Raw genomic sequence first — 8,542 nt, 5'->3', positions numbered from 1 at the left:
TGCTGGGTCTGCCCAGCCCGCCACGCCTGAAGCGGGCCGATGCGGCCTACGCCACCCGTCCGTTTGGCGGCCAGGCGGTGATGCTGGGTGGCACCACTGCCGGCGATCTCGCCGCGTCGCTGCTCACCGCGTTGAACGAAGCCGGCGCCACCGTGCAGATCGCCCCCGGACATGTCGGCCTCGCGCGGCTGAAAGCAGCGGCTGCCGAGACCGCTGTGGCGCTGAAGACCGAGCCGAATCCCGAGGACCGCGCCGCGGCTGCTTTCGCTTTCGTGTTCGATGCCAGCGGCGTCGACGGCCCGGCACGTCTGCGCGAGCTGTATGACTTCATGCAACCGCGCGTCGGCCGCATTCCGGCCAACGGCCGGGTGCTGATCCTGAGCCGCGCGCCGACCGCCGCCGCGACACCGGCCGCCCAGGCCGCCTTGCAGGGATTGCGCGGCTTCGTCCGCTCGTTCGCCAAGGAAATCGGCAAGAAGGGCGCCACCGCCAACCTGCTCGAAGTCGCTCCCGGCGCCGACCAGGCGCTGGCGGGGCCGCTGCGCTTCTTCCTCAGCCCGCACTCCGCCTACATCACCGGCCAGACGCTGCCGCTGAGCGCGCCGCCGGCTGAGATCGGTCACCAATTCCAGCAGCCCCTGGCCGGCAAGGTGGCGATCGTCACCGGCGCGGCGCGCGGCATCGGCGCTGCAATCGCCGCAACCCTGGCTCGCGAAGGCGCCAAGGTGGTCGGCATCGACCGGCCGCAGGAAGAAGGTGCCCTGGGCGAAACCCTGTCGAAGTTCGATGGCTACGGCTTGGCGCTGGACATCACTGCCGCCGATGCGCCGCAGCGCATTGCCGAGGAAGTGACGACGCGCTTCGGCGGTGTCGACATCGTCATCCACAACGCCGGCATCACCCGCGACAAGATGCTCAAGAACATGGCTCCGCATCTCTGGGACATGGTCATCGACGTCAATTTCGCGGCGATCCTGCGCATCAATGAAGCGCTGTTGAAGCAGGGCCTGAACGACGGCGCGCGGATGGTCTGCATCTCGTCGATCGGCGGTATCGCCGGCAATGCCGGCCAGACCAACTACGGCGCGACCAAGGCCGGCGTCATGGGTTACGTCGAAGCGATGGCCGCGCAGATGGCCAGCCGGGGCGGGGCGATCAACGCCGTGGCGCCGGGTTTCATCGAGACCGCAATGACCGCCCAGATGCCGACCGGCCCACGCGAAGTCGGCCGCCGTCTGGCCTCGCTGGGGCAGGGCGGACTGCCGATCGACATCGCCGAAGCGGTGACTTTTCTGGCCAGCCCGATGGCAGCGGCCGTCAATGGTCGTACGCTGCGCGTCTGCGGCCAGAATTTCGTTGGCGCCTGACGCTCGTTCCTCTACCTGAATCCACCATGCCGCAACCGAAGCTGATCGCCACGGCGAAGCTGCCGACTCCGTTCGCCGTGTTCACGATGCGCGCCTATCGCTCTGCCGATGGCAAGGAACATCTGGCGTTGACGCTCGGTGATCTCACTGCCACCGACGGTCCGGCGCCGCTGGTGCGCGTGCATTCCGAATGTCTGACCGGCGATGCGCTGTTCTCGCTGCGCTGCGACTGCGGCTTCCAGCTGCGCGCGGCGCTCGAAAAGATCGCTGCCGACGGCCGCGGCGTGCTGCTCTACCTGCGCCAGGAAGGCCGGGGCATCGGGCTCGCGAACAAGGTGCGCGCCTATGCGCTGCAGGACGAGGGCGCGGACACCGTCGACGCCAATCATCAGCTCGGCTTTCCGGCCGATGATCGCGACTACAGCCTGGCCGTGGCGATCCTGCGCGACATCGGCCTGTGCCGCATCCGGCTGATGACCAACAATCCGGCCAAGCTCGATGCCCTGGTCAAGGACGGCGTTCAGGTCACCGAACGGGTCGGCATCGAACGCGGCCGCAACCCGTACAACGAGGGCTACCTCGACACCAAGATGAGCCGCATGGGCCATCTGATCGGAGCCAAGGGCGAGTCGTGAGTGAGCGCGGCACGCCAGCGCTTCCACCCAAGCCGGTCAAGTCGTCCGGCGCGGAGGTTGTAACGGCGCCGCTGCTGGCGCCCAGCCTCGAAGCAAGACCGGATTCGATTCCGGAAAAATCGCCGGCGCCGGTATCGGTGCCGATCACCACCCAGGTGCGCGGCGTGGTTCGCGAGATCGCCACGCTGGGTATTTCGACGGTGCGTCTGACCCGCGGCTTCGTGCCGCTGATCGCCATGCTGACCGACGAGCAGGACAGCTCGCACGACGATCTCGAAGCGGCGATCGATCGGATCTTCGAAGCGCTTTACGTGCATCCGCTGCTCAAGCACACCGGCCGCCTGACCCAGGCGCTGCGCCGCCGCCGGCTGATTCCCGACCAGCAGTCGACGGAAGACCTGATCCGCTTCGTCGTCGAGCAAGCCGTGGCGCGCAGCCCGATGCCGGTGCCGGAAGCGCTGATCAACGAGTTCTGGAATTTCTTCAACGAGCTGTTCGAAGCGCCCGAGCTGAAAGGCCTCGGCGAGATGAGCCTGGACATGGTGCGGCTGGTGTTGCGCACCTACGAGCCGCTGCTGCTGGAAATCGTCAACCTGCTGAAGGCTGGCCGGCGCTTCAACCAGTGGCAGCTCAACGAGCTGCTGAAGCGCGCCGCGCAGGTCAAGGCCGATGCCGCGATCGTTCGTCGGCAGATTCGCGCGCTGCGCTACATCAAGCCGTTCTTCGCCGCCGATCCCAAGGACTACAAGGCGCAGGCGCAGATCATTGCCCGGATGGTCAACGAGTTCGGGCCGTTCTTCGTCAAGATGGCCCAGGTCGCCGCTGCCAACGCCGATTTCCTGCCCGAGGAAATCGCCCGCGAGCTGATGGTGTTCCACGAAGACGTGGCACCGATGACTGCCGATGAAGTGCGGGCCGCGTTCGTCGAGTGCTATGGCAAGCCGCCGGAGAAGTTCTACCTCGGCTTCGAGGCCGACAAGCCGCTGAAGTCCGGCTCGATCGGTTCGGTGTATCTGGCCAAGAAGCCGTTCTACGAGGACGGCCGCGAAGTGCTGCGGCCGGTGATCATCAAGGTCGGCCGCCACAACATCGACCGCGAGTTCGCGATCGGCAAGATGGTGCTGGGTCTGGCGATCATGTCGACCCAGTACTGGGCGCCGCATTCACGGCTGGCGCCGTTCCTGCGCGCGATGCAGGAGCAGGTCGACGAATTCGTTGCCGGCTTCATCGAAGAACTGGATTTCGAAGCCGAGGCCGCCAACCACCAGCGCTTCTACCAGCGCAGCCTGCGCGGGACCGATTTGTGGCGGGTGCCGGAGCTGTACGGCAGCTCGCGGCGGATCCTGGAAATGGAATACCTCGGCGATGCGCTGAGCCTCGGCCGGGCGCTGAACCGCCTGCCGCGCCGCGATCGCCGCGCGTTCCAGGGCAAGGTCATCGAACAGCTGACCTGCACCGTGCTCTACCACGCCTTCGTCTATCGCGAAGTGCATGGCGATCTCCATCCGGGCAACCTGATGGTCGGTGCCGATGGCCGCCTGAACCTGATCGACTGGGGCAATGTCGTCGATCTCAACGGCAAGTGGCGGCCGGTCTGGGACTACCTCGCCGGTGCGATCCTCGCCGACACCGCGCTGCTCACCGACGCGCTGATCCAGATCTCGACGCACCCCGACGACAACCGCATGCGCTGGCACGAGATTCGCCAGTTGCTCGACGACACCTTGCGCAAGAAAGGTGTCACGCCGCTGACGCCGCGCAGCTTCATTCGCGAGTTGCGCGCCGGCGGCATCGACGGCCTGCATCGTCGCGGCCAGACCGTGCTGCAGCTGATGGCCAACACCCAGCAGGCGGGCCTGGTGCTGCGTCGCGATTTCCTCCATCTGTCGCGAGCGCTGATGGCCCTGGTCGGCAGTTACGGCACGCTGTACGAAGGCGATAGCCGACGCACGCTGTTCGGCGATCTCGCCAAGGTCGCCGCCCGCCTGCCGTTCACCCTCGGTCGCGACGTGCTGCGCCAGGGCTTGCGCGAGCTGCCGTGGCGCTTCAAGCGCAGCCCGGAGCGGTTGCCGAAAGTGCCGGTGCCGATGATGACGCCGCTGCGTCCGCGTATCGGCCCGCCGCCGGGTGTGCTGAGCGCAGACACCTAGCACCCCACGATTTCCCTTTGCTTCCGCAGGTTTGATTCCCCGATGAAAGGTTACCGACTGGCCCGGCGCGCGCTGTTCGCGCTCGATGCCGAACGCTCGCACGAATTCACCATGGCGATGCTGTCACGCCATCCCGCTTCCGGTGGCCTGCTGTCCGGCCGCATCGTCGACGATCCAACCCGCCTGATGGGCCTGGATTTCCGCAACCGGATCGGCCTCGCCGCCGGCCTCGACAAGAACGGCGAAGCGATCGAGGCCTTCGATCGCATGGGCTTCGGCTTCATCGAAGTCGGCACCGTGACGCCGCGTCCTCAGCCCGGCAATCCCAGGCCGCGGATGTTCCGGCTGCCCTCGGAACGGGCGCTGATCAATCGCCTCGGCTTCAACAATCAGGGCGTCGATGCGCTGGTCAAGCGCGCCGCCCGCATTCGCCGCCGCGCGGTGCTCGGCATCAACATCGGCAAGAACGCCGATACGCCGATGGAGCAGGCCGAACTCGACTACCTGGCCTGTTTGCACAAGGTCTATGCGGTGGCCGACTACATCACCGTCAACATCTCCTCGCCGAACACCAAGGGGCTGCGCGAACTGCAGCAGGCCAGTCGCTTCGATTCGCTGCTGTCGGCGCTCGGCGATGCCCGCGAACAGCTGACCGCCCGCTACGGCGTGCGCCGGCCGATCCTGGTCAAGATCGCGCCGGACATCGATGAGGAAGCGCTGATCGGCATCGCCGATGCCGCGCGCCGTCATGGCATCGACGGCCTGATCGCCACCAACACGACGATCGCCCGCGAAGCCGTCGCCGGCCTGCCGCATGCTCACGAGACCGGCGGCCTGTCCGGCGCGCCGCTGCTGAAGACCTCGAACGCGATCCTCACGCAGCTGCGCGAACGGGTCGGTCCGGACTTTCCCCTGATCGGCGTCGGTGGCGTGATGTCGGGTGCCGATGCCGCCGCCAAGCGCGCTGCCGGTGCCGATCTCGTGCAGATCTACACCGGCCTGATCTACCGCGGTCCGGCGCTGGTGCCGGAATGCGCCCGCGCGCTGCGTGCTTCGCCGGCTGCCTGAGCGGAAGCGCAGCGCCTCGTTTCGCTACACTCCGCCACCGTCAAAATCAGGACTGAGCCTTCCGCATGACTACGAAAATCCGCACTTGGCTGTCGCTGCTCGGCTGCGCCGCTGTTCTGGCCGCACCGCAGGCGATGGCGCTTTCCGCTGGCGATCAGCAGGGCGAAAAGGAGTTCTACCTGGGTGCCTTCGGTGCCTACGAGATCGGCGACGGCCAGCGCGAGTCGAAGAACGGTTACGGATTCCAGGGCACGGCGGGCTGGGCCTACAGCGACAACAGCTCGCTGGAGCTGTCCTTCCTCGGCGTGGGGCGCAAGCGCGATCTCGATGGCCGCAAGGACTATCTGAACTCGTTGATGCTCAACTACGTGCGCGACTTCGGCATGTATGAGTTCGCCACACCCTTGCTGCCGCGCTTCAAGCCCTATGTGCTGACTGGCGGTGGTGCCGTGCTCGAAGACGTACGCGGCGATAGCCATTTCCATCCGGCGCTGAATGTCGGTGCCGGCCTGCTGCTGCCGCTGCGCATCGGTTCCTGGGATTGGGGCTGGGGACTGCGTACCGAGATCAAGGGTCTGGTGCAGTACAACGCCAAGGACTCGGCGCCGGCGAACGAGAACTTCCTGGTCGATTTCCAGGCCCTGGTAGGCCTGCATATTCCGCTGTCGTTCGGCCATAACCGCAAGCCTGCGCCGCCGCCAGCCGACTGCGCCGTGGCGGTGGTCGATCCGGTCACCGGCCGTCAGGATTGCCTCGCCGATTCCGATCATGACGGCGTGCAGGACGCCACGGATCAGTGCCCGGATACCGTCGCCGGCACCGTCGTCAACGAAGTCGGCTGCGCGGTCGACAATGGCGATGCCGACCATGACGGCGTGCTCGACATCAGCGACCAGTGCCCGAACACCGCCGCCGGCCTCGCCGTCGACGGCCAGGGCTGCGCAGTCGAGCAGACCATCAGCCTGCAGTCGGTCACCTTCGAAACCGCCTCGGCAGTGCTGACCGGCCAGGCGACCAATGTGCTCGACGGCTTCGCTCGCGCCCTGTCAGGCCAGGGCAACATCAAGGCCGAGATCGCCGGTCATACCGACAACGTCGGTAGCCCCGCCTTCAACATGACCCTGTCCAAACAGCGCGCTGCCGCGGTGCGCGAATACCTGATAGCCAAGGGCGTGGCAGGCAATCTGCTGACGACGACCGGCTACGGTCAGGAACAGCCGATCGCCTCGAACGACGATGACGCCGGCCGCGCGCTGAACCGCCGGGTCGATTTCCGCATCGTGCTCGAGTGAGCTGGTGCCAGCCTGATCTGGAACAATGGCGCATGACTGACGACATTGCCTCGCCCTGCGTCGGCACCTGCAAGCTCGACACCCAGTCGGTCTGCATCGGCTGCGGTCGGTCGATCGCCGAGATCGCCGAGTGGTCGAAAGCCGGCAACCCGCGCCGGCTGGTGATGGTCGAGAACGCGCGGCTGCGGCTGGCCGCGATGACTCGCCTTCAGGTCAATCTGCGGGCGCTGTCGTGAGCCAGAACAAGCACGAGATCCGGCTCGATGACTTCCGCCATCGCCTGCCGCTGGACGTGCGCTGGGGCGATGTCGACGTGCTCGGCCACGTCAACAACGCCAAGTACTTCACCTACGACGAATCGAGCCGGATCGCTTACTTCGAACCGTTCGGGGCCGCCGATCCACGCATGTGGAAGGACTACGGCCTGATCCTGGCGTCGATCGGGGCCGACTTCATCCAGCAAGTGCATTACCCGGCGCAGCTCACCGTCGGCACGCGGGTGACGAAGATCGGCCGCAGCAGCATGAACACGCTGAGCGGCCTGTTCGTCGGTGATCAGGTGATGGCCGCGGTGCGCGGCGTGCTGGTCTGGTTCGACTACGTCAACCAGAAAGCGATGCCGGTGCCGGAGCACATCCGCGCCGCGATCCGTGCCCGCGAAGCGGTGGCGCCGGAAGAATAGGCGCTCTCAGCAGCGCTCTATTTGACGATCTCTTCGATCGCCGTGACCTTGCCGTCGACGAACACCACGCGCATTTTTTCGTCGGCATTGTTGCCGTAGGTGCTCAGGCCGATGCCGCCGCCGACATTGCCCGAGCCGCCGCCCAGGCCGAAGCCGAACGACGGGCCGGTGCGCGTGCTGTAGCTCCACACTTCCTCGCTGCCGGTCGCCGTGGTGCGATTGAAGCGGCGGCGCGGTTCACCGAGCGCGATCTGCGCCTGCTCCTGGGTGTAGCCGATGTCGATCTGGCCAGCCGCCAGCTTCTGCTGCACTTCGGGCGGATAGCTTTCGTAGACCGACTTCTTGTCGTCGATACGCGAGGCCGGCGAACTGCAGGCAGCGAGCAGCACGGCGGCGGACAGCAGCAGCAATCGGAACGAGCGTTTGGCGAGCATGAGCGTCGACATCCTGGAACGAATGAGGTGGGTGCTTCAGGTGCTGAGACCGCGTGGCAGGCAGCGCGGTTCGCGACGCCAGCCACATGGTCGCAGAGCGTCAATCACGGCGTCAGGCTGCGCGCCTGCTCGGCCGCATTGCCGGTGTAGCTGCCCGGCGTCAGCGCCAGCAGCCGTGCCTTGGCGTCGGCCGGCAGCTCCAAGCCTTCGACGAAGGCCCGGATCGCCGCGCCATTCAGGCGCTGGCCGCGAGTCAGTTTCTTCAACTGTTCGTAAGGCTCGGGCAGGCCGTAGCGGCGCATCACGGTCTGGATCGCCTCTCCAAGCACTTCCCAGTTGTCGTCGAGATCGGCGGCCAGCTTGGCTGGGTCGGCATCGAGCTTCGACAAACCCTTTTCCAGCGCCTGGAAGGCGATGATCGAATGGGCGACGCCGACGCCGAGATTGCGCAGCACGGTGGAATCGGTGAGGTCGCGCTGCAGGCGCGAGATCGGCAGCTTCTGGGTCAGATGATCGAGCACCGCGTTGGCGATGCCGAGATTGCCTTCGGCGTTCTCGAAATCGATCGGATTGACCTTGTGCGGCATGGTCGACGAACCGACTTCGCCCTCGACGGTGCGCTGCTTGAAGTAGCCGACCGAAATGTAGTTCCAGACGTCACGCGAGAAGTCGATCAGGATGGTGTTCGCACGCATCAGCGCATGGAAGTAGCGAGCCACGAAATCGTGGTTCTCGATCTGCGTGGTGTACGGGTTCTGGACCAGGCCCATGCCTTCGATCAGCGCTTCCGACAGCGCCGGCCAGTCGACTTCCGGATAGGCGATGGTGTGCGCGTTGTAGTTGCCGACCGCGCCATTGGCCTTGCCGAACAGCGCCACCGTGGCGAGCTGGTTGCGCTCGATGATCAGGCGATG

The 8,542-nt window shown here is 66.1% G+C and carries 9 protein-coding genes; 7 read left to right on the top strand and 2 right to left on the bottom strand.

Features of this window, described 5'->3' with window-relative positions; genetic code table 11:
- Positions 1 to 2: 2 nt before the first annotated feature.
- The 7 genes from Q0D45_RS19270 to Q0D45_RS19240 all read left to right on the top strand — a co-directional run bounded on the left by Q0D45_RS19270 (position 3) and on the right by Q0D45_RS19240 (position 7,194).
- A complete protein-coding gene (locus Q0D45_RS19270; RefSeq protein WP_293396817.1) occupies positions 3 to 1,367 on the top strand; it encodes a 3-oxoacyl-ACP reductase in 1,365 nt (454 codons plus the stop codon).
- A 26-nt stretch (positions 1,368 to 1,393) separates the two neighbouring features.
- The gene (gene ribA / locus Q0D45_RS19265) at positions 1,394 to 2,002 is read left to right on the top strand and encodes a GTP cyclohydrolase II (RefSeq protein WP_022977714.1); all 609 of its coding nucleotides are present in this window, start codon (positions 1,394 to 1,396) and stop codon (positions 2,000 to 2,002) included.
- Positions 1,999 to 4,152, top strand: coding sequence for an AarF/ABC1/UbiB kinase family protein (locus tag Q0D45_RS19260; RefSeq protein WP_293396810.1), 2,154 nt, complete (start codon positions 1,999 to 2,001; stop codon positions 4,150 to 4,152). Before ribA ends, Q0D45_RS19260 begins: the two co-directional genes overlap by 4 nt.
- Before the next feature lie 42 nt (positions 4,153 to 4,194).
- Positions 4,195 to 5,220, top strand: coding sequence for a quinone-dependent dihydroorotate dehydrogenase (locus Q0D45_RS19255; protein ID WP_293396807.1), 1,026 nt, complete (start codon positions 4,195 to 4,197; stop codon positions 5,218 to 5,220).
- A 65-nt stretch (positions 5,221 to 5,285) separates the two neighbouring features.
- Positions 5,286 to 6,512: an OmpA family protein gene (locus Q0D45_RS19250; RefSeq protein ID WP_293396804.1), complete on the top strand. Its 1,227-nt coding sequence runs from the start codon at positions 5,286 to 5,288 to the stop codon at positions 6,510 to 6,512.
- Between the two features lie 32 nt (positions 6,513 to 6,544).
- Complete coding sequence (locus Q0D45_RS19245) at positions 6,545 to 6,748, top strand: DUF1289 domain-containing protein (protein WP_293396801.1); 204 nt, start codon at positions 6,545 to 6,547, stop codon at positions 6,746 to 6,748.
- Positions 6,745 to 7,194 (top strand): thioesterase family protein, encoded by a 450-nt coding sequence (locus Q0D45_RS19240; protein ID WP_293396798.1) that lies wholly within the window; start codon positions 6,745 to 6,747, stop codon positions 7,192 to 7,194. The genes Q0D45_RS19245 and Q0D45_RS19240 overlap by 4 nt, the downstream gene beginning before the upstream one ends.
- A gap of 17 nt (positions 7,195 to 7,211) precedes the next feature.
- Here Q0D45_RS19240 and Q0D45_RS19235 read toward each other — a convergent pair whose 3' ends face one another.
- Positions 7,212 to 7,628, bottom strand: coding sequence for a hypothetical protein (locus Q0D45_RS19235; protein WP_293396795.1), 417 nt, complete (start codon positions 7,626 to 7,628; stop codon positions 7,212 to 7,214).
- A gap of 104 nt (positions 7,629 to 7,732) precedes the next feature.
- The coding region (locus Q0D45_RS19230; protein WP_293396792.1) for a lyase family protein at positions 7,733 to 8,542 on the bottom strand (810 nt) is incomplete at its 5' end.

Source organism: Nevskia sp., assembly GCF_023266035.1.
Lineage (GTDB): Bacteria > Pseudomonadota > Gammaproteobacteria > Nevskiales > Nevskiaceae > Nevskia.
This window is presented reverse-complemented; position numbering and strand designations above follow the sequence as displayed.

What these genes read in the sequence shown, in the direction of transcription:
- ribA (WP_022977714.1), top strand. Translation starts at nt 1,394, where the DNA reads ATGCCGCAACCGAAGCTGATCGCCACGGCGAAGCTGCCGACTCCGTTC.
- Q0D45_RS19245 (WP_293396801.1), top strand. Translation starts at nt 6,545, where the DNA reads ATGACTGACGACATTGCCTCGCCCTGCGTCGGCACCTGCAAGCTCGAC.
- Q0D45_RS19255 (WP_293396807.1), top strand. Translation starts at nt 4,195, where the DNA reads ATGAAAGGTTACCGACTGGCCCGGCGCGCGCTGTTCGCGCTCGATGCC.
- Q0D45_RS19250 (WP_293396804.1), top strand. Translation starts at nt 5,286, where the DNA reads ATGACTACGAAAATCCGCACTTGGCTGTCGCTGCTCGGCTGCGCCGCT.
- Q0D45_RS19235 (WP_293396795.1), bottom strand. Translation starts at nt 7,628, where the DNA reads ATGCTCGCCAAACGCTCGTTCCGATTGCTGCTGCTGTCCGCCGCCGTG.